General features: G+C 70.1%; 1 protein-coding gene. It reads right to left on the bottom strand.

The genetic code is table 11. The annotated features are described in order from the left end of the window. A partial coding sequence (locus tag AC1D15_RS35195; protein WP_477829731.1) for an ABC transporter ATP-binding protein occupies positions 1 to 813 on the bottom strand: 813 nt, incomplete at both ends.

Genomic DNA, 813 nt, shown 5'->3' with positions numbered 1-813 from the left:
GTGTGGATCAGCGTGTCGGAGCCGAGCGATTCGATCAGCTCCACGCGGGCTGCGAGGCCGGTTCCGGCGGCACCGACGCGCACGTACTCGGGCCGCACGCCCACCGCGCCGTCGGTGGGCAACCGTGTGCCGGCCAGGCGCGTCAGTTCGGGCACGGCAGCCGTCTTGACGACGTTCATCTGCGGCGTGCCGATGAACTGTGCGACGAACTGGTTGGCCGGGTGGTCGTACAGCTCCAGCGGCGTGCCGACCTGCTCGATCAGCCCGTCGCGCAGCACCACCACGCGGTCGGCCAGCGTCATCGCCTCGACCTGGTCGTGCGTCACGTAGATGGTGGTCGCGCCGAGGTCGCGGTGCAGGCTCGCGATCTCGACACGCGTCTGGCCACGCAGCGCCGCGTCGAGGTTGGACAGCGGCTCGTCGAACAGGAAGACCTTGGGCGCGCGCACGATGGCGCGGCCGATCGCGACGCGCTGGCGCTGCCCGCCCGACAGCTCCTTCGGCGTGCGCTGCAGGTACTGCGTGAGGTTCAGGATCTTCGCGGCGCGCTCGACCTTCTGCTGGCGCGTCGCCACGTCGACCTTCGCGAGCTTCAGCGCGAACGACATGTTGTCGAACACCGTCATGTGCGGGTACAGCGCRTACGACTGGAACACCATCGCGAGGTCGCGCTTGGCGGACGGCACGTGCGTGATGTCGCGGCCGTCCAGCTGCAGCGAGCCCTGCGTGGTGGCCTCGAGCCCGGCGATCGAGTGCAGCAGCGTCGACTTGCCGCAGCCCGACGGCCCGAGCAGCACCAGGAACTCGCCGGCC

It is taken from the genome of Rhizobacter sp. P2_H2, from assembly GCF_056403375.1.
This window is presented reverse-complemented; position numbering and strand designations above follow the sequence as displayed.